General features: G+C 61.1%; 21 protein-coding genes. 6 read left to right on the top strand and 15 right to left on the bottom strand.

Translation table 11 applies throughout. The features are described from left to right. Positions 1 to 72: 72 nt before the first annotated feature. Together QMN23_RS01800 and QMN23_RS01795 are read right to left on the bottom strand one after the other, a co-directional pair. Entirely contained in the window at positions 73 to 1,074 is a 1,002-nt protein-coding gene (locus tag QMN23_RS01800) for an inorganic phosphate transporter (protein ID WP_282001411.1), read from the bottom strand. Continuing rightward, positions 1,067 to 1,684, bottom strand: a complete 618-nt coding sequence (locus QMN23_RS01795) for a DUF47 domain-containing protein (protein WP_282001410.1) — start codon at positions 1,682 to 1,684, stop codon at positions 1,067 to 1,069. Before QMN23_RS01795 ends, QMN23_RS01800 begins: the two co-directional genes overlap by 8 nt. Before the next feature lie 257 nt (positions 1,685 to 1,941). On the opposite strand from QMN23_RS01795, the gene QMN23_RS01790 reads away from it, so the two are divergent. Together QMN23_RS01790 and radC are read left to right on the top strand one after the other, a co-directional pair. Continuing rightward, complete coding sequence (locus QMN23_RS01790; RefSeq protein WP_282001409.1) at positions 1,942 to 2,751, top strand: undecaprenyl-diphosphate phosphatase; 810 nt, start codon at positions 1,942 to 1,944, stop codon at positions 2,749 to 2,751. Positions 2,752 to 2,834: 83 nt separating this feature from the next. Beyond that, positions 2,835 to 3,524: a RadC family protein gene (gene radC / locus QMN23_RS01785; protein ID WP_282001408.1), complete on the top strand. Its 690-nt coding sequence runs from the start codon at positions 2,835 to 2,837 to the stop codon at positions 3,522 to 3,524. Positions 3,525 to 3,583: 59 nt separating this feature from the next. On the opposite strand, the gene QMN23_RS01780 is transcribed toward radC, so the two are convergent. Next, positions 3,584 to 4,465, bottom strand: coding sequence for a complex I NDUFA9 subunit family protein (locus tag QMN23_RS01780; protein WP_282001406.1), 882 nt, complete (start codon positions 4,463 to 4,465; stop codon positions 3,584 to 3,586). A gap of 170 nt (positions 4,466 to 4,635) precedes the next feature. Here QMN23_RS01780 and QMN23_RS01775 point away from each other — a divergent pair, with 170 nt between their 5' ends. Then, positions 4,636 to 5,112: a ferritin family protein gene (locus tag QMN23_RS01775; RefSeq protein ID WP_282001405.1), complete on the top strand. Its 477-nt coding sequence runs from the start codon at positions 4,636 to 4,638 to the stop codon at positions 5,110 to 5,112. 103 nt (positions 5,113 to 5,215) lie between these two features. On the opposite strand, the gene QMN23_RS01770 is transcribed toward QMN23_RS01775, so the two are convergent. The 12 genes from QMN23_RS01770 to hypA form a co-directional block, all read right to left on the bottom strand. Then, a complete protein-coding gene (locus QMN23_RS01770; RefSeq protein WP_282001404.1) occupies positions 5,216 to 5,656 on the bottom strand; it encodes an FKBP-type peptidyl-prolyl cis-trans isomerase in 441 nt (146 codons plus the stop codon). Between the two features lie 84 nt (positions 5,657 to 5,740). Further along, complete coding sequence (locus tag QMN23_RS01765) at positions 5,741 to 5,962, bottom strand: dodecin (RefSeq protein WP_282001403.1); 222 nt, start codon at positions 5,960 to 5,962, stop codon at positions 5,741 to 5,743. A gap of 65 nt (positions 5,963 to 6,027) precedes the next feature. Next, complete coding sequence (locus tag QMN23_RS01760; protein WP_282001402.1) at positions 6,028 to 6,438, bottom strand: OsmC family protein; 411 nt, start codon at positions 6,436 to 6,438, stop codon at positions 6,028 to 6,030. Positions 6,439 to 6,524: 86 nt separating this feature from the next. Continuing rightward, positions 6,525 to 7,373, bottom strand: a complete 849-nt coding sequence (locus tag QMN23_RS01755) for an SPFH domain-containing protein (protein WP_282001401.1) — start codon at positions 7,371 to 7,373, stop codon at positions 6,525 to 6,527. An 8-nt stretch (positions 7,374 to 7,381) separates the two neighbouring features. Beyond that, positions 7,382 to 7,825, bottom strand: a complete 444-nt coding sequence (locus QMN23_RS01750; protein ID WP_282001400.1) for an NfeD family protein — start codon at positions 7,823 to 7,825, stop codon at positions 7,382 to 7,384. A gap of 90 nt (positions 7,826 to 7,915) precedes the next feature. Next, the gene (gene lipA, locus QMN23_RS01745) at positions 7,916 to 8,761 is read right to left on the bottom strand and encodes a lipoyl synthase (protein WP_282001399.1); all 846 of its coding nucleotides are present in this window, start codon (positions 8,759 to 8,761) and stop codon (positions 7,916 to 7,918) included. Further along, the gene (locus QMN23_RS01740) at positions 8,758 to 9,558 is read right to left on the bottom strand and encodes a lipoate--protein ligase family protein (protein WP_282001398.1); all 801 of its coding nucleotides are present in this window, start codon (positions 9,556 to 9,558) and stop codon (positions 8,758 to 8,760) included. The genes lipA and QMN23_RS01740 overlap by 4 nt, the downstream gene beginning before the upstream one ends. A gap of 27 nt (positions 9,559 to 9,585) precedes the next feature. Continuing rightward, entirely contained in the window at positions 9,586 to 11,031 is a 1,446-nt protein-coding gene (gcvPB, locus tag QMN23_RS01735) for an aminomethyl-transferring glycine dehydrogenase subunit GcvPB (protein ID WP_282001397.1), read from the bottom strand. Beyond that, positions 11,022 to 12,368 carry an aminomethyl-transferring glycine dehydrogenase subunit GcvPA gene (gene gcvPA, locus QMN23_RS01730; RefSeq protein ID WP_282001396.1) on the bottom strand — a complete coding sequence of 449 codons (1,347 nt, stop codon included), beginning with the start codon at positions 12,366 to 12,368 and terminating at the stop codon, positions 11,022 to 11,024. The genes gcvPB and gcvPA overlap by 10 nt, the downstream gene beginning before the upstream one ends. Next, positions 12,365 to 12,739 carry a glycine cleavage system protein GcvH gene (gcvH, locus tag QMN23_RS01725; protein ID WP_282001395.1) on the bottom strand — a complete coding sequence of 125 codons (375 nt, stop codon included), beginning with the start codon at positions 12,737 to 12,739 and terminating at the stop codon, positions 12,365 to 12,367. Before gcvH ends, gcvPA begins: the two co-directional genes overlap by 4 nt. Before the next feature lie 59 nt (positions 12,740 to 12,798). Then, positions 12,799 to 13,884: a glycine cleavage system aminomethyltransferase GcvT gene (gene gcvT / locus QMN23_RS01720; protein ID WP_282001394.1), complete on the bottom strand. Its 1,086-nt coding sequence runs from the start codon at positions 13,882 to 13,884 to the stop codon at positions 12,799 to 12,801. 128 nt (positions 13,885 to 14,012) lie between these two features. Then, positions 14,013 to 14,345 (bottom strand): hydrogenase maturation nickel metallochaperone HypA, encoded by a 333-nt coding sequence (hypA, locus tag QMN23_RS01715; protein WP_282001393.1) that lies wholly within the window; start codon positions 14,343 to 14,345, stop codon positions 14,013 to 14,015. Between the two features lie 201 nt (positions 14,346 to 14,546). Here hypA and QMN23_RS01710 point away from each other — a divergent pair, with 201 nt between their 5' ends. Genes QMN23_RS01710 through QMN23_RS01700 form a run of 3 tightly spaced genes read left to right on the top strand, consistent with a single transcriptional unit; the run spans position 14,547 to position 19,996 of the window. Then, positions 14,547 to 15,968, top strand: a complete 1,422-nt coding sequence (locus tag QMN23_RS01710) for a sensor histidine kinase (protein ID WP_282001392.1) — start codon at positions 14,547 to 14,549, stop codon at positions 15,966 to 15,968. A 50-nt stretch (positions 15,969 to 16,018) separates the two neighbouring features. Next, complete coding sequence (locus QMN23_RS01705) at positions 16,019 to 17,386, top strand: sigma-54-dependent transcriptional regulator (protein ID WP_282001391.1); 1,368 nt, start codon at positions 16,019 to 16,021, stop codon at positions 17,384 to 17,386. A gap of 45 nt (positions 17,387 to 17,431) precedes the next feature. Continuing rightward, positions 17,432 to 19,996: a glycosyltransferase family 1 protein gene (locus QMN23_RS01700; protein WP_282001390.1), complete on the top strand. Its 2,565-nt coding sequence runs from the start codon at positions 17,432 to 17,434 to the stop codon at positions 19,994 to 19,996. The last annotated feature ends 30 nt before the right edge of the window (positions 19,997 to 20,026 follow it).

Here is a 20,026-nt window from a genome sequence, read left to right as displayed (position 1 = left end):
CCCACCGCCATCACCAATGAAAAAAGGCGGGGAATCCCCGCCTTCTTTGCAACCAACCGCTTCACACCCGTTTTACTTGCCAAGCAACGGGTTCAACACCTGATATGCGACGTAGGCGACGATCCCCGATGCCGGGATGGTCAGCACCCAGGCAACTACGATCCGGTAGGCGACGGCCCAGTTGACGGCGGTAAGCCGCTTGGACAGCCCAACCCCGAGGATTGCCGAGGTGATGACATGGGTGGTGCTGACCGGCATCCCCATTGAGGAGGCACCCATGATAACCGCTGCGGACGCCGTTTCGACGCAGAAGCCGTGCACCGGCTGTAGCTTGACGAAGTCCTTGCCGACCGTTTTGATAATCCGCCAACCGCCCGCCGCCGTACCGAGCCCCATGGAGATGGCGCAGGCAAGCTTGACCCAGGTCGGAACGCTGAAGGTGCTCAGCGTCCCATAACTGACGAGCGTCATGGTAATGACCCCCATCGACTTCTGGGCGTCGGCGGTCCCGTGGGAAAAGGCCATGAAGGCCGCGGAGAGGATTTGCAAACGGCGGAAATTCTTGTTCAAGGCGTAAGGAGCGGCATTCTTGAAACTCCAAAGCATGATCACCATGACGATGAAGCCGAAGATGACGCCGATGATCGGCGAGATGATCAGCGAGAGAATGATTTTCTCCAGCCCCCCCCAGTGCAGGGCGGAAACGCCGGCATGGGCGATTACCGACCCCATCAGGCCGCCGATGATGGCATGGGAGGAGGAAGCGGGAAGACCGTAGTACCAAGTGATCAAGTCCCAGATGATCGCTCCCGCCACCCCGGCGAGCACGACCATTTGGGTGACGTTGCCGGTATCAACGATCCCCTTGCCGATGGTCGCGGCGACCTTGGTGGAAATGATCGCCCCGGCAAAGTTGAGGATTGCCGCCATAACGATGGCCGAACGGATCGACAGCGCCCGGGTGGAAACGCAGGTAGCGATGGCATTGGCGGTGTCGTGAAAGCCGTTGATGTAGTCGAAGAGCAGTGCCGACCCGACAACGAGAATCAGCATAAGCAACGTTACATCAGGCATTTTTTACCACCACGCTTTCCAGGATATTGGCGGCGTCTTCGCATTTGTCGGTAGCCCGCTCAAGGGTTTCGTAAATCTCTTTCCACTTGATCAGCCGGATCGGGTCTTTCTCTTCGTCGAACAGCCGGCTGATCGCCTCGCGGCAGACCCGGTCCGCCTCGTTCTCCAACGCGTTTACCTCGACGCAATGTTCGGCGATATGCTCGAGCTTGCTGCCCAGGTGCGCAACCGCCCGACCTATCGCCTCGCACGATTTAAGAATGATGAAGGCCAGCTCCTTCGCCTCCGCAGTCGGCTTTTCCACGTTATACATGATGAAACGGATGGACGAGGCATCGATCAGGTCAATGATGTCGTCAAGAGCAGCCGACAGAGCATAGATATCTTCCCGGTCGAAAGGGGTGACAAAGCTCTTGTTCAGTTTCTGGATGATATCATGGGTGATGGCGTCGCCCTTGTGCTCGATATCCTTGATCTTCCGCTGGCTCTGCTGCGGGTCGTCGTACGAATCAAGCATCTCTTTGAGGAGACGTGCCCCCTCGATGATATTGGTTGTCATGTCCTTGAACAGGACAAAGAATTTCTCATCCTTGGGAATCAGGCCGAACATCGAAACCTCCGCTGCCGGCGACAAAAAGCCGGCGGATAGTTATAGACCGTCGAAATTGCGACAAAAGTTCTTCACCGGCAACGGCAACGGACTGTGATGGCAAACGGAAGAGACATAGCACACTTTCAGCCCAATTCCTATGAAAAATATTACAACCATGTTTCACGGTAACCCGGTTGTCGCGTCTGCTTTTGTCTTGATTTTGCGACCTATATCCACTACTGTGCACGGGCTCAACAAACCTCGCGAGGAGCGAAATGAATCCCTTTCACGCGTTGGCTCTCGGCATCCTCCAGGGATTGACCGAGATCCTTCCTATCAGCAGTTCGGCTCACCTCATTCTTGTCCCATGGCTGTTCGGCTGGCCCGAATCGGGGCTGACCTTCGACGTGGCCCTTCATCTCGGGACTCTGGTGGCGCTGGTGCTCTATTTCCGTCACGACGTGGCCGAACTCGTCGCCAACGCCGCGAGCGGCCTGACCCGCGGCTTGGGGGAGCAGTCGACCCGCCTCCCGTACTACATCGTTGCCGCCACCGTTCCCGCCGCCATTGTCGGCAAGGCATTCGAGGCGCCAATCGAGGAATTTTTCCGCAGCAGCATCACCCTGATCGCCGTCTTGATGATCGCTTTCGGCTTGGTACTGGCATTTGCGGATACCACGGGAAGCAAGCGCTGGCGTATGGATCGGATGGACTTGAAAGCGGCAATGATCATCGGAGTGGCCCAATGCCTGGCGTTGATCCCCGGCGTTTCGCGTTCCGGCGTAACCATCGTCGCCGCCCTGTTCCTCGGCTTCAACCGCGAGACCGCCGCCCGGTTTTCCTTCCTGCTCTCTCTCCCTGTCGTTGCCGGGGCTGCCACGCTCAAGCTTGGTCATCTGGTCACCCACGGCATTCCCGCCGGCGAATTGACTCCGCTGCTGATCGGTATCGCCTCTTCGGCGATCGTCGGTTATTTCAGCATCGCGCTCCTGCTTCGACTCGTCCAGCGGCGCTCTCTCTACCCCTTCGTCTGGTACCGACTGATCGTCGGGGCAGCCACCCTTATCTATATTAGCCTAATCTAATAGACATCTACCAACAAAGCTCGTTCCATGCTACAGTCTCCCTTTAAAGCACGGAGAATACCCCAGGGAAGGGAGCGCACTGGATGGCAGGCGGGATCAAGGAGTGGCCGGCGGACGAACGCCCCCGGGAGAAACTGTTCAAAAGAGGTACCGACTCTCTCAGTGACGCGGAATTACTCGCCCTGATCATCCGCACCGGTGATTCGGTGAGCGGCCGATCGGCCATCGACCTGGGACGGGCTCTCCTGCAAGAATTCGGCGACCTGCGCACCCTGGCCGGCGCCACCGTCACCGAATTGTGCCGCATCAAAGGAACCGGACCGGCCAAGGCCGCCTCGATCAAGGCAGCACTGGAAATGGCGGCACGGATCAATTCCGACCGGCTGCTGGTCTGCCGGGAGCGTTTCACCGCCCCGGAACAGATTTACCAGCACTACCACTACACCTTCCGCGATCGGCGCAAGGAATACTTCATGGCGCTCCTGCTCGACGGGAAAAACCGGATCATCCGCGAAGTACAAATCTCGGAAGGCTCCCTCAACCAGAGCATCGTCCACCCTCGAGAAGTATTCAACCCGGCGGTGCGCGAATCGGCGGCGGCAGTGATCCTGGTGCACAACCACCCTTCCGGCGACCCGACGCCGAGCCGCGAAGATCTCGACATCACCCGCCGCCTGCGGGAAGCAGGCGACCTGATGGGAATTCGGGTGCTCGACCATATCATCGTCGGCGATGGCCGGTTTATCAGCTTTGTTGCACAGGGAATGTGGTAGAAACGCGAGGCTATGGGATACGGAGGCCGGATTTACCTGCTCGCTTTCAGGCAACACAATCAGCGCAGGTAACGGCGTATGCTCTCTTCGAACGATTCCGGCTCTGGGGCGAAGAGCGTTGGCCATGAGCCACTGCAGATATTCTCCTCCACCAGCATGGTAAGCTGGTCCATGGTCAGCGGAAAGAACGAGAATCCCTGCAGAAGCGGCACAACCAGCTTCATCAGCCCAAGGGGTTGATGAAATTTCCTCACCCGCCGTTTGCCGAGCACCCTGCCGATCGTATCGAGCAGTTCATCATAGGAAAGACGATTGCCGCCACACAGTTCAAAGGTTTCCCCCACCGCTTCAGGAAGCTCCAGCGCCCGGCAAAAACAACGGGCAACATCGGTGACGGTCACCGGCTGCAGGCGGTAACGACCATCGCCGATCACCGGCACCACCGGGAGATCCCTGATGAAGCCGGCCAGCATGGTGACGAACTCGCCACCCGGGCCGTGGATCAGCGATGGGCGAAAAATGGTCCAGTCAAGTCCCGACGAACGAACGTACTCCTCGGCCTGATATTTGGTCCGGTGATACTGCGAAGTCGCCGCCGGCCGGGTACCAAGGGCCGACATCTGCAGGTAGCGCCGCACGCCTGCCTGCTTTGCCGCATCGACCATATTGCGGGTTGCAGTCACGTGCAGCGCTTCGAAGGTTATCCCCCGGGCGGGGAATTCCCGGATGATCCCCACCAGATTAATTGCGGCATCACAGCCGACGACCGCCTCGGCAAAACTGGCAACACGGGTCACATCGCCCTCCACCTGCTCGACCTCCGCCTCGATCCCCTCGTGGCGCCGATGCACGAGCAGGCGGAGCCGGTGCCCCCGTTCCAGCAGCGCCGCCCGCAGATGCCCGCCGACAAAGCCGGTCCCGCCGGCAAGAAACAGCTTCATGACATGCCCTCCGTTCCGTTACCGATCTTTTCGGGGAATTGTACCGCAGCTCCGACTAATTGCCAGCCCAGGCCATCACCCCTGCAGCAATCTGTATACAAGACGCTTGTGCTTACCACCGGGGTATGTTAATAAGGTGTCATTTACCCAAGAAACGGGAGGGTCGGACGATGAGTGAACAGGGTGCGGTCTGCTACACTTTCGAAGCCGCGGTGGAAATGGCAATCAAAATGGAAGAAGAAGGGTTCAGAAACTATCTTGAAGCTATCCGGAAGGTTAAGCACAAGGGAGCCCGGGAGATCCTCAAGGAAGCGGCCCTGGACGAGCTAGAACATAAGTTGAGCATGGAAAAGGCCCTTCTCGACGGCAGCATGGCCGGCAGCGGAGAACTGGAAGCCAAGGTGCCCACCATGCACCTCGACTACATCCTGGAAAAGAAAGAGCTCAGCGCCAGCTCGGATACCCGTGAAGCGTTGGTATATGCCATCCACCTGGAAAAGGGGTCGATCGACTTTTACCGACGGATGGCCGAAGGGTGTTCCGGAGCGCCGATGGCCGGCCTCTTCCAGAAGATACTCGCCGATGAAACCCGCCATCTCCAGTCGCTGGAAGATATGTACGAAGAACATTTCATGACCGAGAACTGATGGGGGGCAACAACACCTGCTGCACCCGTCTGATCGAAGCACATAAAAAAGGGCGGCCCGGTAATGGCCGCCCTTTTTGTTTCGTCCGCACCGGACGGTCGGCTTAGCAAATCTCCACCAGCGAAATATCGAAGACCAACTCCCGGCCGGCGAGGGGGTGATTAGCGTCAAGGGTAACAGTCGTCTCGGTCAGGCCGGTGACGGTCACGTGAAAGACCTCGCCGTTGTCCTGGGTGACCTCGTACTGCTGCCCCATTTCCGGTGTGGAACCGGGAGGAAGAAACTCACGCTCGATCTCGGCAATCATTTCGTCGACCCGCTCTCCGTAGGCCTGATCGACGGGGATCGTTACCGTCTTCTTCTCTCCGGGCGCCATCCCGAGAACAGCGGTTTCAAAGCCGGAAATGACATCCCCGTTGCCAATGGTGAACTGCAGCGGTTCGCCCGCACTGCCACTCGCTTCGGATGAGTCAAAGATTTCGCCGGTCGTAAGCCGTCCGGTATAGTGCACCTTGACGGTATCACCCTTTTTTGCCTGTGCCATGCCTCTCCCTCCCCTGAAGAATTTACGTCCGTCCGCGACTATAGCAGAGCGGCCGCGAACAATCCACGTAATTTTCCGGGGTTGTCACTCCTTGAGCTGAAACGCCACTTTGAGTACCACCTGATATTCGGTTATCTGCCCGTCATCCCCGACATGCCCCCGAACCTCCTGCACCTCGAACCAGGAAATCTTGTCGAGGCTCCGGTGTGCCTTGGCAACGGCCGCCTGAATGGCCCCCTCGATTCCCTTGCAGGAAACCCCGATCACTTCCACCTTTTTGTAAATCCTGTCTTCGCCGTAGGTCATGACTCCCTCCGTCAAGCTGTTTTTCGAAAGCTTACCACCGGAGGAATCCCTGTAAAGCGAAGAGCTCAGTTATCGCCCACCCGGGTGCTGATGGAAAATTCCGGCGGATCCAGGATCGCCTTTTTCACGGCACACAACTCGGCCGACCGCACCAGGGCCTGGCGATACTTTTCGGGAAAATCGGGAGGGACGACAATCTCGATCGCCACCTGGGCCAGCCGCCTCTTCCCGTCGGCAGTGGCAGCGAATTCGGCGTGCTGGCGGAGAACGATCCGGTCGGTGGGGATTTCCCGCTGGTGGCAGAAAGCCAGGACGTAGAAACCGGCGCAGGTGCCGATCGCGGCGAGAAAGTAGTCGTAAGGCGACGGCGCCGATCCTTCGCCTCCAGCGGCGACCGGCTGGTCGGTCGGGATGACCATCCCGTTCAGTTCCGCGTTGACCTTCTGTCCTCCGGGAAAACTGATCGTCAATTCCATCGGTATTACCTCCTTGGCAGTTTTTTGGCTACGGCGCAACGTTGCTCGGAATCCGCCCGGATGGTCCCGTCCGGTCGGCGGGGCCGTCAGGGCTTGCCGAGAATGCCGCGGATAGCGGCAGGAAGATCGGCCGGAAGCACCACCATCTTGGCGTTCGGCGACTGGGCAATCTTTTGGAGGGTATTGATATAGCGGTCGCCAAGGAGAAAGACAGCCGGGAGATCCCGGTCGCGGATGGCGGCGCTGATGTCGCCAATGGCTTTGGCCGACGCCTCGGCCAGCCGGATCTGGGCCTCCGCCTCGCGCTTGGCGGCTTCCAGTTTTCCTTCCGCCTCACGGATCATCGCTTCCCTCTTGCCTTCCGCCTCGAGAATGGTCGCCTGCTTGAAGCGATCGGCGCTCGCTTGCTGCTCCATGGCCTGCTGCATCGATGGCGACGGTTTGATATCCTGAATCTCGACCGACTGGACGTAAATCCCCCAGGTGGCAACCTCCTTGGCGATCCCGTCCTGGAGTTTGGCTTTGATCTGCTCCCGCTCGGAAAGGGCATTGTTCAGGTCCATCTGGCCGATGATCGCCCGCAGTGAGGTCATCACCAGGTTCTGAATGGCGATTTCATAATTCTGGATTTCATAGACGGCCTTGATCGGATCGACGACCTTGATGAAAGCCACGGCGTTGGTGATGATGACCGCATTGTCCTTGGTGATCACCTCCTGAGCACCGACCGCCAGCACGTCCCCCTTGGTCGACACCCGATAGGCAACGGCATCGATATAGGGAATGATAAAATTGAGGCCCGGCTTGAGGGTGGCGTGGTACTTGCCAAGCCGCTCCACCAGCCATTCCTGCCCCTGGGGAACGGTCTTCACCCCGGCGAACAGGGTTGCCGCCACCAGCACCAGCAGTACAACGAAAATCACAATACCCGGCATGCAACCTCCTAGAGTTTGGCGACCTTGAGGATTTGTCCCTGAATATCCAGCACCCTGACCCGATCGCCCGTCTGGAGAGGGGTGTCGGCATAACAGCGCCATTCGTCGGCGCCGAGGAGCGACACCGGGAACTTTACCGTCCCCCGCTCGAACGGTGTGGCGACCCCCTGGATCATCATCCCCGTTTCACCGACGATAGACTCCTTGGCCTGGCCGGCACCGGTGGCGCTTTTCGGTTTCAGATACTTGAACCAGAGGATGGTGAACGAAACCGAGGCCACCGTCCAGAGGCAGAGCTGACCGGCCAGCGGAAAGCCCCGCCAGAGGGCGAAAACCGCTCCGACCATGACGGCACCGAGACCGAACCAGATGATCGTAAAGGACGGCACCACCAGCTCGGCGCCGATCAGGACAAACCCGAGCACTATCCAGTACCACCATTCCACGTGCACCGCTACCACCTCCCCACAGCGGAATCACCGCCGCCAGGCCCGTGCAGCCCGGGAGCGGTCCATGCCCGATGCAGCATGATCCGTGCCCATTCACTCGCCGTACCGGGCGGCATGATAGGAACTCCTGACGTACGGCCCGCTCTCCACATGGGCAAAGCCCATGGCGAGCGCCTGCTCGCGGTATCGGTCGAAGGTCTCCGGCGGGAGGTACTCGATCACCGGATGGTGAGCCCGGCTTGGCGCCAGATACTGGCCGAGACTGAGGTATGAACAGTCGACCCGGCGCAGGTCGTCGAGGACAGCAAACAGTTCCTCCTCCGTCTCGCCGAGCCCGAGCATCACTCCCGACTTGGTCCTGAGGGACGGGGCCAGTTCGCGCAGGGTTTCAAGCACCGCGAGAGAGCGGTGGTAATCGGCTCCCGAGCGGATCTGGTAGAGGCGGGGGACCGTTTCCAGATTATGGCCGACGATGGCCGGCCCACTGGCAACCACCGTCGCCAATGCGGTACGGCTCCCCTGAAAATCGGGGATGAGAAGTTCGATCGTCGTTGCCGGTGCCGCCCCGCGGATAGCCGCGACGGTGGCGGCGTAATGGGCAGCGCCGCCGTCGGCCAGGTCGTCGCGGGTCGGGCTGGTAATTACCACGTGACTCAGGGCAAGCCGGGCAACGGCCGCGGCAACCCGGGCCGGCTCGCCGGTATCGGGAGGGACCGGCGACCGCTTGGTCACGTTGCAGAAGGAACAGCGGCGGGTGCAGAGGGCCCCAAGGATCAGAAAGGTAGCCTGCCGCTGGCGGAAGCATTCGCTGATATTGGGGCAACGGGCCTCCTGGCAGACGGTATGGAGCCGCAACTCGCCGAGCAGCCCCTCCATTTCCGCATGGGCGGCCGGATTGATCTTTTTCTGCAGCCATTCGGGCTTGCGGACGATATTCATGATAATTCTCCCTGGCAATTCCAGGCAGCCGATCCGTAACGATCGCGGGTAAGTTCGGCGGCCAGCGCCGTTTCGGCCGCGGTCAGCGCCGACCCGGTCAGCCTGACGCCCAACGCTGCGGCAAAAGCTGCTGCCAGCCGTTGCCGCAACCCGGCCTCGTCGTCGTTCACCCCCAGTTCGGCAAGAGTGGCACAGTCGGCCATCAGCCCCGGCGGAACCTGCCGCAGCAGGGAGAGGACCCCGGCAAGGACGGGACGGAGGGGAATCGAGCCATGCTGGAAGACCACCCCTTTCAATCGCCGCTGGGCATTCCCCCCGATCTTCCGCCCCTCGACAACGATGTCACACTCTTCCCGCCCAGCAAAACAGAGCGGGGTCCGTTCGCCGAACGGGCCGGGGGCACAACCGTCCGCCGCCCAGGCGGGAGCCAGGCCGAGGCCGCGATAGAAGTCGAGCAGGAAGCGGGTCAGGGTGCGGAACGATTCCTTTACCCCCGCCCCGCCGGGAATCTGGGACGGGGCGCAGACAACGGAATACGTCAGTTCGGCGGCGTGGTAAATCGCCCCGCCGCCGGTTATCCGCCGCACCACGGCAATCCCGGCGGCAGTGCAGCGATCGAGGTCAAGGACGTCTTCCGCCTGCTGGAACCGGCCCAAAGAAAAAGCCGGTGGCTCCCACCCGTAAAGGCGGAGCACCGGCACTGGTGCGGCAGGGTCGAAGCTCCGGAGGAGCGCCTCGTCGACCGCCATATTGGTAACCGCGTCGAGAGGCCCGCTATCGATCAGCCGCCAGGTCATAGGTTCATTCCGGGAAAAGGAAGCGGTTCACCACGAGCCGAAACAGACGTTCTGCTCCCGGGCCGCCTTGGTTTCGTCCAGCCGGCTAACCGGCATCGACTGCGGCAGCGTCGCAAAGGCCGCCGGATCGCGCTCGGCCAGTTCCGCCGCTTCCCGCATCACGGCAATGAAGGCATCGAGGGTTTCCTTACTCTCGGTTTCGGTCGGCTCGATCATGATCGCCTCTTTGACAATCAGTGGGAAGTAGACCGTCGGCGGGTGGAAACCGCGATCGATGAGGAACTTGGCGATATCGATCGCATGGACGCCGTTCTTTGCCTGCCTGACCGCCGAGAAGACGCACTCGTGCATGCAGCTCGTCTCGTAGGGGAGTTCGTAGAGATCCTTGAGCCGGCTCATCACGTAATTGGCGCTGAGGACCGCCTGTTCGCTCACCTGGATCAGCCCCGCACGGCCGAGCATCACCATGTAGGCATACGCCTTGGCCATCACCCCGAAATTACCGAAAAAGCCAGCCGTCCGCCCGATACTTTCGGGGAGGGCGGATTCGAGCGCATAGCTGCCGTCGTCGTTCCTGACGATCCGCGGCCCGGGGAGGAAGGGAATCAGCTCCTTCTTCACCCCCACCGGCCCGCTGCCCGGACCGCCGCCGCCATGGGGAGTGCCGAAGGTCTTGTGCAGGTTGACATGGATCACGTCGAAACCGACATCGCCGGGGCGGACCTTGCCGAGGATGGCGTTGAGGTTGGCGCCGTCGTAGTAGACGAGGGCGTCGTGATCGTGGGCAAGGTCGCAGATTTCACGGATGTGCGGGTTGAAAAGGCCGAGGGTATTGGGACAGGTCATCATTACCGCCGCCACTTCGTCGGTCATCACCTCGCGAAACCGCTCCAGGTCCATATCGCCATATGCGGCGGTCGGCACGGTGATGATCTCGTAGCCGACCATCGCCGCCGAGGCCGGATTGGTGCCGTGGGAGGAGTCAGGCACCACCACGTAGCGCTTCTTGTTCCCCTTCGCCCGATGATAGGCAGCCACCATCATGATGCCGGTCATCTCGCCATGGGCCCCGGCCAGCGGCTGGGTGGTCACCTCATCCATGCCGGTGATCTCGGTCAGGGTCCGGCCCAGTTCGTAGGCCAGGGCAAGACTCCCCTGGCAGTACGAGGCGCCATGGGGAAGCAGCGCCACCATCGGGTGATAGGGGACAAAGGCCCGGGCCGCTTCCTCGATGGCCTTGGCGTTGTACTTCATCGTGCAGGAACCGAGGGGATAGAAATTGGTATCGACAGAGAAGTTGCGCCGGGAGAGCAGAGTGAAATGGCGCACCAGATCGAGTTCGCTCACTTCGGGCAGCACAGCTGCTTCGGCCCGGCGCAGCTCGGCCGACAGGCCGGCGGCCGGCGGGACATCGCTGGCCGGCAGACTGACGCCCGGCCGACCGGGAATCGATTGTTCGTAGATCAGTTGCATAGCGCCCCCTCCAGTTGCCGGACAAACGTATCGATCTCTTCCCGGGTCCTTTTCTCGGTAACGGTCACCACCAGGCAATGCCCCATATCGGGATAGTAGCTCCCCAGCGGCACCCCGGCCGCCACCCCTTTGCGCAGCAGGCCGGCAACCACCTCGGCGGCATCTTTCGGCAGGCAAACGGTAAATTCGTTGAAGGTGGCCCCGCCGTTCATCACCTCGACGCCGGAAAGCCTCCCGAGCGCCTGCTTCGCATATTCGGCCTTGTCGTAGTTGAGCCGGGCGAGCTCCGCAAATCCCTGCCGGCCGAGGCTGGACAGGAAAATCAGCCCGCGCAGGGCACAGAGGCTCTGGTTGCTGCAGATGTTGGAGGTTGCCTTGTGGCGCTTGATGTGCTGTTCGCGGGCCTGCAGGGTCAGGACGAAGCCCCGTTCGCCGTGACGGTCGACGGTTTCGCCGATGATCCGTCCGGGGAGATTGCGGATGAACTCTTTGCGGCTGGCGATCAGGCCGAAGGAAGGACCACCGAAAGAGAGCGGATTGCCGAGACTCTGACCGTCGCCGACGGCGATGTCCGCTCCCATCTCACCGGGCGTGGCAACCAGCCCGAGCGATACCGGATAGGTCGAAACGACCAGTAGCCCACCGGCGGCGTGGATTTCGTCGGCCAGCCGGCGGAAGTCGCTGACGCTGCCGAAGAAATTCGGATTCTGGACGAGGACTGCGGCGACGGAGCCGTCGATGGCCGCCCGCAGTCGGGCATCGTCCTCTAGGCCGAGTTTGGGAGGAATCTCCAGCAGCTCGACATCCAGGTTGGCCAGATAGGTCCGGACGATCTCCCGGTGAAACGGGTTGACCGCCCCGTCGATGACCAGCCGGCGTCGGCCGGTGACCCGGAGGGCCATCAACGCCGCCTCGGCCAGCGCCGTGCCGCCGTCGTAAAGCGAAGCATTGGCGACGTCCAGGCCGGTCAGCCGGCAAATTGCCGTTTGGTATTCAAAAAGCGCCTGCAGGGTTCCCTGGGCACATTCGGGCTGATAGGGAGTATAGGCGGTGTAGAACTCGGCCCGCCCCGTCAGGTGGTCGACCACCGTCGGGATCAGGTGGTCGTAATAGCCGCCGCCGACAAAGGTAACCAGGTGCTGGGCGTTCTTGGCGGCCAGTTCCTGGAATGTCCGCAGCATCTCGAATTCCGACATCCCGTCGGGAAGATCGAAAGATTTTGCCCGAAGGCCCGGGGCAATCGGCCGGAAGAGGTCGTCGATGCTCGTCACGCCGATAGCGTCGAGCATCTGCCGCTCCTCTTCGGGCGTCGTGGGACAATAGCCGGCTCTGCTCATTCCAGACCCCGCACGTACTCGTCGTACTGCTCGCGGTTCATCAGCTGCGCCAGCTCGGCCGTATCCGCCATCTCGATCCAGGCGATCCAGCCGGCGTCCTCCGGCGCTTCGTTGACGATCTCCGGCCGGTCGTTGAGCGCCTCGTTCACCTCGGTCACCTTGCCGGACACCGGCGCATAGATATCGCTTGCCGCCTTCACCGATTCGATGCCGGCCAGGGTATCGAACTGTTTTACCGTTTTGCCGGCCTGGGGAAGTTCGACGAAGGTGACGTCACCCAACTGGTGTGCCGCGTACTCGGTGATCCCGACTGCCGCAGTCCCCTCCTTGATCTTGACCCACTCGTGCTCTTTGGTGAAGTACATGTCCATGGCGATCCTCCTGAAAATTGAATGTCGTGGTTTGGAATACTGTAAAAACCAGGAAACTGTCAGGCACGCAACGAGCCGCCCCGGTAGAACGGCAGCTCGACCGCCGTGGCGTCCATGCTCACCCGGTCGTGACGGATGGTGAGCGGCGCACCGACGACGGCGACCTCCGGGGTGACGAAGCCGATGCCGATGCCGCAGCCGAGCATCGGGGAAAAGACCCCGCTCGTCACGGTACCGACCGCGCGGCCTTCGAAACAGATTTCGTAATGGTGCCGGGGTGAACGCCGGGAACCGACCTGGAAGGCGACCTTGGCCCGCCGGATCCCCTCCGTCTGCTGCCGCAGCAGCGCGTCCCGGCCAACGAACGGCTTGTCGAAATTGACGAAGGCCGCCAGACCCGCCTCCAGCGGCGTGGTCGTCTCGTCGATGTCGCTGCCGTAGAGACTGTATCCCACCTCCAGGCGGAGGACGTCGCGGGCGCCGAGTCCGGCGGGCTTCACCCGCTCGTCGGCCAGCAGCCGCGACCAGAGCTCGACGGTCTTTCCGGCGGGAAGGAAGACCTCGTAACCGAGCTCGCCGGTATAGCCGGTCCGGCTGACCATGGCCTCGGCACCGAGCAGCGTGGTTTTGACGAACTTGAAATAGGGGAGCCCGGCAATTCCCGGAACCAGCGTGGTGAGAACCTCGCGGGCCAGCGGGCCCTGGAGATCGAGCTTGCCGGTTTCAGCGGAGATGTTGCGGAACGTCCCGCCGGTAAGCCGGGAGTTGATGACGGCGAAGTCATTGTCGATGGTCGCGGCGTTCACCACCACCATCGCCTCGTCTTCGGCCAGCCGGAAGACGATCAGATCGTCGATGATGCCGCCCTGTTCGTTGAGCAGAAAGCCGTAACGGGAACGACCGACCGGGATGGAGGCGACGGAAAAGGTGAAGACGTCTTCCAGCCCTCCGGCAACGATATCCCCCGTAAAGAGGAATTCGCCCATGTGGCAGATATCGAACAGCGCCGCCTTTTCCCGGCACCAGCGATGTTCGGCGATGATCCCCTCGTACTGGATCGGCATGTTCCAGCCGCCGAAGGGGGCCATCAGGGCGTTGCGTCGGCAATGTTCTTCCACGAGGGGGGTATTCTTGAGGAGGTCCATGGTCATCTCCCGGGCAATGTTCGTTGGAGGGCGCTCCACTTTAAATGATTTGCCGCTCTTTGTAAACGATTTTACCGCACGACCGGCATCGTGTCTCCCGGAGAAAAAACCGTTTGGTTCCAACAGGTTTACTCGACCTCCAGTTCCTTGACCCGGAGCTCTTCGCCGGCAATCACCCGCACGCCGTAACCGCCGCACTCGGGACAGGGATCGAAGTAGCTGTGCAGGGGAAACTCGGCGCCGCAGGACGGACAGGCACCGCGTCCCGCCGTCTGCTCGATCTCGAGCCGCGCCCCTTCCAGCAGGGTGTCGGCCGCGCAGGCCGTGAAGCAGAATTCCACCGCCTCAGCCACCACGCCGGAAAGCTCGCCGATTTCCAGGGTGACGCCAAGGACCCGACGGCCCGCCGCATTTTTCTCGCAGATTTCAACCACGCTCTGGGTAATGGACATTTCGTGCACAGGACCTCCCTCTTGCCAACGGCAGCGCCCGGAGACGCAGATGTTCCCGGGAAGCCCGGAGAGTCTGATATGATAGCAGAGATCGCCGGCGAGGAGAAGAGTCCTCTGCCGGAACACTCTCGGCGCAATCCCCTTGTGTGCCTCCCGGGGCTCGTGTATAATTTCGCGGTATTTCGCGGCAAATCCCACCCGAGGTTCCCCATGACCCTCAACACCAAGCTGGTGACGATCATGCTGTCGCTGCTCGTCATCGCCATCATGACGCTCTTCGCCCTCAACCAGTACAGCCAGAACGACCTGGTCCAGGAAATCCAGGAAAGTTCCACCTTCGTTTCGAAGGCGATCCAGATGAGCATTGCCGACCTGACTTCCGAATACGAAGCCGACCAGTCGCAACTCCGGGATTATCTAAAGGAAGCGAAAGTCCGGGGGATCAAAGAAGTCAACATCATCAACAATGAAGGGGAGATCATCGATTCGTCCGACCCGACGAAGGTCGGCAAAAAACGGGAAATCCGCAAACTGGGCAAAGGACTCAAGGCATCTCCCGTCGGCAAGGGCGACCATCCCTCGTCAGTCCGGGCGTACGACCTGGTAGTGCCGGTAATCGTCGGCGACGAACAGCTCGGTTACGTCCAGATTAACCTGCTGCTCGACAATATTCGCACCATCCAGCACGACAACTTCATCCACCGGGTGATCGCCACCTCGCTGGTCTTCCTGTTCGGGATTACGCTCTCCATCTTCCTCGCCCGGCGCTACACGGCACCGATCAATCGATTGGCCACCGGGGTCCGCCGGGTGGCGGACGGCGATCTGTCGGTGACCTTCCCGGCCACCGGCGGTGATGAAATCGGCGGCCTGGCCAAAGATTTCAACGAGATGGTCGCCAAGCTACGGGAACGGGAATCGCTGGAAAAGCGGCTCTACGAGGCGGAGCACCTCTCCAAGGTTGGCCAGCTGGCATCGGGTATCGCCCATGAAATCAGGAATCCGCTCAATTACATCAGCCTCGCCATCGACCACCTGAAGAGCGAGTTCATGGCTGCTTGCCCCGAAAGCACCGACCGCTTCGTCCCACTGGCGGACAAGATCAAGGAGGAAGTGCGCCGGGCCAATTACATGGTGGTCAACTTCATGAATTACGGCCGGCCGCTCAAACTCCGCCTCGCCGATATCTCCTACGCGGAGTTGATCGAAAAGGCGCTGCCGATCCTTGAGGAAAAGCTGACCGAACAGCGAATCGCCATCGTTACCGACCTGGTCGACGACCTGCCACCGATGCGCGTCGACGGCGAAATGCTCCGCAACTGTCTGTTCAATTTTGTCACCAACGCCGCCCAAGCCATGCCGGGAGGAGGGACGGTCACCCTCGGTGCCCGGTTCGACCGGGAATTGCGCCAGTTTCGGCTGACCTTCGCCGACGAGGGAGGCGGTATCCGACCTGACGATCTGGCAAAGATCTTCCAGCCCTGGTTCACCACCAAGGAGGCGGGAATCGGCCTCGGTCTGGCGATCACCGAGCGGATTATCCGGGAGCACGGGGGCGATATCCAGGTTGAAAGCATTGTCGACCAGGGGACCACTTTCATCGTCACCCTGCCGGCTGGTCCGGCGGAGTGAGGCAGCAGACCGGCCCGGCGCCGGCGTCTTTGGCAGAGCGAGGAACATCAATGGCAGGCAGCATACTTCTGGTTGACGACGAACGAGGACAACGCGAAATCCTCCAGACCATTCTGGAAGGTGAAGGATACCGGGTCAACACCGCGCCCGGCGGCCAGGAAGCACTGGCACACCTCGAATCCCAACAGTTCGACATCATCCTGACCGACCTGAAAATGCAGGGGATGTCCGGGATGGAACTGCTGGAGCGGGCACTGCACGTCGATCCGCTACAGTGCGTGATCATGATGACCGCCCACGGCACCGTCGACTCGGCCGTCGAAGCGATGAAAAAGGGGGCCTTCGACTATCTGGAAAAACCCCTGGAGCGGGACGACCTGCTGCTCACCCTCCGGCGCGGCTTCGAACGGGTTGCCCTGGTCAGGGAAAACCGGGCCCTGCATAAGAAGCTGGAGCAGACCGCTGCCATCCCCGACATCATCGGCGAACATCCCAAAATGAAGGAAGTCTACCGGATCATCGCCAAGATTGCGCCAACCAACTCCACCGTCCTGATCTACGGCGAATCGGGGACCGGCAAGGAACTGGTGGCCCGGGCGATCCACGATGGCAGTCCCCGCAAGAAACGGCCGTTCTTTGCCATCAACTGCGCCGCCATCCCCGAAAACCTGATGGAAAGCGAACTGTTCGGCCATGAGAAAGGGGCCTTCACCGGGGCGAACAGCCGGGAGATCGGCATCTTCGAAGCGGCCAACGATGGGACGGTCTTCCTCGACGAGATTGGCGAAATGAGCGTCGCCATGCAGGCCAAGCTGCTGCGCGCCATCCAGTCGAAGGAAATCCGCCGGGTCGGGGGAAAGGTCAACATCCCGATCGACGTGCGGATCATCTCCGCCACTAATCGCGACCTGGAAGGCGAAATCCGTCGGGGAGGATTCCGCGAAGACCTCTTCTACCGGCTCAACGTCATCAGGATCAATCTCCCCCCCTTGCGGGAGAGGGGAAACGACATCGCCACCCTGGCCGACTTCTTCGTTCGCAAGTACGGCTCCCAAACCGGTCTCCCCGTGAAAGGGATCGCCCGCAGCGCCCTAAAGCTGATCATGGACTATTCCTGGCCGGGCAACGTCCGGCAGCTGGAATCGGTGATCGAACGGGGGATATTGATGGCCGAGAGCGAGTACATCCACCCTGAAGACCTCCCCGGCGAGGTGCGGGAGGGGGGAGCCGGCGGCGGCAAAATCCCCTTCGAATTCCCGGCCGGCGGCATCCAGTTCGAAGAGCTCGAAAAAGAACTGATCATCAAGGCAATGGAACGGGCGGACTGGGTGATCGCCAAGGCAGCACCGCTGCTCGGCATGAGCTACAAGACCCTGCAATATCGATTGGAAAAGTTCGGCATCGAGAAACCGGACTGACAATGACAACAGCATGCTACGGGCACCGTTTCCCGAGGAGGCTCCATGGATTTCAGAACGAAGCTTCACCGTTTCACGGTCGTCCCGTCGCTGACCGGCGAGTTGGCCATCCTGCAGCAGCTCGCCTACAACCTCTGGTGGACCTGGGAACCGGAAGCGGTAGAACTGTTCAAGCGGCTCGACATCGAGCTCTGGCAGCAGACCCGCCATAATCCGGTGGAAATGCTCGGCATTCTCCAGCAGACGTTCCTGGAAAAACTTGCCGCCGACGAAGGGTTCATGACCCACCTCAAGCGGGTCGAGAACCGTTTCCGGGAATACCTGGAAGAAAAGACCTGGTTCGGTCGACACTACAACGGCTCGAAACCGATGCTGACCGCCTACTTTTCCATGGAATTCGGCCTCCACGAGTCGGTTCCCACCTATTCGGGGGGGCTCGGCATCCTCGCCGGCGACCACCTCAAATCGGCCAGCGACTTGGGGATTCCCCTGGTCGGGGTCGGCCTCCTCTACCGGCAGGGATATTTCCGCCAGTACCTCAATATCGAAGGGTGGCAGCAGGAAATCTACCCGGAGAACGATTTTTACAACCTCCCCCTGCACCTTGAACGGACCACCGACGGCAAGCCGCTGACCATCGAACTCGACTTGGCGGGACGCAAAGTTTCAGCCCAGCTCTGGCGGCTCCAGGTCGGGCGCGTGCCCCTCTACCTGTTGGATAGCAACCTTGAGGAGAACGCCCCCGAAGACCGGGAAATCACCGCCCAGCTTTACAGCGGCGACCAGGACATGCGAATCCGCCAGGAAATTCTCCTCGGCATCGGCGGTATCCGGGCGCTGAAACTGCTCGGCATCGCCCCCAATATCTGCCACATGAACGAAGGGCATGCGGCCTTCCTGGCCCTTGAGCGAACCCGGCTGCTGATGGAGGAGTACAACCTCAGGTTTACCGAGGCGATGGAAGCGGTCCGGGCCGGCAACATCTTCACCACTCACACCCCCGTCGATGCGGGCATCGATCATTTCTCCCCCGATCTGCTGGAAAAGTACCTGGGAAGGTATTACCGCGCTCTCGGCCTATCCCGGGACGAGTTTCTGGCACTGGGCCGGCAGAATCCCAAAAACCCCCACGAAGCGTTCTGTATGGCGGTGCTGGCACTCCGGCTCGCCGCCCATGCCAACGGCGTCAGTCAGCTGCATGGCGAAGTATCGCGCAAGATGTGGCGCAACCTCTGGCCCGAGCTCCCCGAAGAGCAGATTCCGATCACTTCCGTCACCAACGGCGTTCATACCAAAACCTGGCTCTCCAACGAAATGGCCGCGCTGCTCACCCGCTACTTGGGAAACCGGTGGCGGGAAGATCCGACCGACCAGGCGCTCTGGCGCCGAGCCGTCAACATCCCCGATTCCGAACTGTGGCGCACCCACGAACGGTGCCGGGAACGGCTGGTGCTGTTCGCCCGGCGCCGGCTCAAAGAGCATCTGACCAAAGTCGGTGCCACCGCCAAGGAGATCGCCACCGCCGACGAGGTGCTCGATCCGGAAGTCCTGACCATCGGCTTCGCCCGCCGCTTCGCCACCTATAAACGGGGCACCCTGCTGTTCCGCGACCTGGACCGGCTGGCGCGGCTGCTCAACGATGCCGACCGGCCGGTACAGATCATCTTTGCCGGCAAGGCCCATCCCCAGGATGTCGAGGGGAAGGAGTTGATCAGGCAGATCTTTCAGCACTCCCTCGAGAAACGCTTCCACAACCGGATCGTCTTCATCGAGGATTACGACATGGCCGTGGCCCGGCACCTTGTCCAGGGGGTCGACGTCTGGCTCAACACCCCCCGCCGCCCCTTCGAGGCGAGCGGTACCAGCGGCATGAAAGTCGCCTTCAACGGCGGGCTCAATATGAGCGTACTCGACGGCTGGTGGCCAGAGGGGTACCGGGGAAACAACGGCTGGGCCATCGGCAACGGAGAGGTTTACGACGATATCGACTACCAGAACGAGGTGGAGAGCCGGGCGATCTACGATTTGCTGGAAAAGGAGGTCATCCCGCTCTTCTATGATCGCGGCACCGACAATGTCCCCCGGGGCTGGCTCGGTTGCATCAAGGCCTCGTTGCAAACGCTCTGCCCTGTTTTCAGTTCCGAACGGATGGTCGAGGAATACACCACCCGCATGTATCTGGAGTCTTTCAGCCAATGGGAAAAACTTTCCGCCGACCGGATGGCCCTTGCTACCGAGCTGGCCCGCTGGAAGGGGGAGATGCACCGGCTCTGGCCGCAGGTCCGCATCGGGGCTGTCGAGGCGGTCGCTACCGCCGAGGTCCCGCTCGGCACCCTGATTCCGGTGACAGCCGAGCTGACCCTCGGCGCTATTGCCCCCGAACAACTGGCGGTCGAACTCTATTGCGGCGTCCTCGATTCGCGGGGGAACATCATTGGCGGCGAGCTCCTCCCGCTGGCGCACGCCGGCCAATCTGCCGAGGGGAACCAGCTCTTTGCCGGCGAAATCGAGTGCCGTTTCTGCGGTCGCTACGGCTTCATGGTACGGGTCATGCCCTGCCATACGGAGCTGGGCCCTGTTTATGACCAAGGGCTGATGCTCTGGGGGTAGCGGCATTTCCCCGGGCGAAAGGCTTCATTT

This window comes from Geotalea uraniireducens (genome assembly GCF_027943965.1).
In the GTDB taxonomy this organism is placed as follows: Bacteria; Desulfobacterota; Desulfuromonadia; order Geobacterales; family Geobacteraceae; genus Geobacter; species Geobacter uraniireducens.
Note: the sequence above shows the minus strand (reverse complement) of the source record. Positions and strands in the feature narration are given on the sequence as shown.